This window comes from Microcoleus sp. S28C3, assembly GCF_036700785.1.
Taxonomy (GTDB): Bacteria; Cyanobacteriota; Cyanobacteriia; order Cyanobacteriales; family Microcoleaceae; genus Microcoleus; species Microcoleus asticus.
Genome location: NZ_JAUBPO010000268.1, coordinates 1 through 1677 on the forward strand (window position 1 = coordinate 1; position 1677 = coordinate 1677).

Annotated in this window: 3 protein-coding genes; 1 reads left to right on the forward strand and 2 read right to left on the reverse strand. The window is 40.2% G+C overall.

The annotated features are described in order from the left end of the window. A partial coding sequence (locus tag QUA13_RS32340) for a transposase (protein ID WP_333205167.1) occupies window positions 1-572 on the forward strand: 572 nt, incomplete at its 5' end. Here the strand turns inward: QUA13_RS32340 and QUA13_RS32345 are convergent. After that, the gene (locus QUA13_RS32345) at window positions 569-796 is read right to left on the reverse strand and encodes a hypothetical protein (protein WP_333205168.1); all 228 of its coding nucleotides are present in this window, start codon (window positions 794-796) and stop codon (window positions 569-571) included. The genes QUA13_RS32340 and QUA13_RS32345 overlap by 4 nt on opposite strands. 193 nt (window positions 797-989) lie before the next feature. Then, window positions 990-1304 carry a hypothetical protein gene (locus QUA13_RS32350; RefSeq protein WP_333205170.1) on the reverse strand — a complete coding sequence of 105 codons (315 nt, stop codon included), beginning with the start codon at window positions 1302-1304 and terminating at the stop codon, window positions 990-992. Window positions 1305-1677: the final 373 nt, after the last annotated feature.

Below are 1677 nucleotides of genomic sequence, written 5' to 3' on the forward strand. Positions count from 1 at the left end.
AGGTTACATCATCAAATATTTTTAACTGGTTTACACACTGTTGTTATTGTACCTCATCTTTCGCTCGAAAGGCTATAAATCTGAGAGGATTAATTAAAGTTTATGGCAGTAAAAGCATTGTATTCATTGATGAATCAGGATTTGAGGAATTTGAAGGTTGTGTTTGTGCCTGGGCAAAGAGAGGAAAAAAAGTCTATGGTGAAAGACCAGGAAAACGGGGAAAAAGAGAAAATTTAGTAGCAGCAAGGAGAAAAGGAAAGAAGGACTTAATTGCACCAATGCTCTTTATGGGTAGTTTGAATGCAGAAGGATTTGAAGGATGGTTATCTTTATATTTGTTACCAGATTTAACAAGTCCATCTATATTAATTATGGATAATGCACCCATTCATCGTAAGACGGTGATTAGACTATTGGTTGAGTCGGCGGGTCATCAGATAATATTTTTACCAAAATACTCTCCTGACTTAAATGATATTGAGCATGATTTTAGTGCATTAAAGAGAGCTAAAATGTATGCGTCTCCTGGCACATCTCTTGATGAAATTATTCGTGCTTATTGTGCAGTCTAGTGTCTCATACTTATTTGAAATGACGATAATTGAAGAGGTTCCCATTCCCACAGTGCTTTGAGCGCTGGTTTGACTGCTGCTGCTACTCGTTGATTGGTTTTTTGGAGTGTTCCTACTCCCACGAATATCCTGCCGAGTTCCCACAACAATTCACTCAGCTTGGCGTAGGAAAGATGTCCATAATTCCCCAGCCAGACTAAGAGTGCTTGGAGATTAACGCTCAAGTCAAGTCAAGGAACTATTCCCTGCGGTGGTTCTCCTCTGACTACTGCACCACATTCGAGGCATTTACACGATTGTGTCTGATATTCGACGACCTCGATTGGTTTTGCTACTAGACTTGCTACTTGCTGAGAGTGGATGTTAATTACTTCACTTAATTCTTGACTACCACAATTTTGACAGATGCTGGGTGAGCTAATTTCGGTTCTGTCTACTCGTCCAAACCCTTTTCGAGTTTTTCCCGTCAGGACCTGGTTGTCCACCTGGTTTCTTTTTCTGGTCTTCTTCTGGTTTGAGAGTTGGTTTCTCTGGTTTTTGGAGTAGATCCGTTGATGGGGGAATTGAAGAAGTCTGGCTGGTGGTTCGACTTTTTCCCGTAGCAATGGCTAGTTTTTCTTGCAATTCTTCAATAATTTTTTGCAGCCCCAGTACCATTTCTACCAGTTCAGCTTGGCTCAACTGCTCGATTTGGGTTTTTTCTTTCTGTCTGGTGGCTGCGGGCTTTTTCATTTGTTTATTTTACCAGATGCCGCCACTTAAGTCTTTTTTGACCTGAATCCTTACCTTTAGCCACTCTATTACTTCAGTATTTTGTCGAGCTGTTAAATACCATTTTTACCCTTTATGTCCTAGTTTTATTCCTGCGAGACCTTTGATTTTAAATTGTTTTTTCCAATAACCAATAAAAAAATTACTTACACGCCATATTTTGCCGCTCTCATGGTAGATATTACCTGAGAGCGCCATCCTTTCAGCTATTGCTCGTTTTAGTTCTCACAGCATCGATATCGCTTTTAATGAAAGATTGTAAGTGCGATTCGTTGAAGCGTGAATCACGGTAATCAGTCCGTACATAGCGTTTCCAGCCACAAGGCTGAACTCT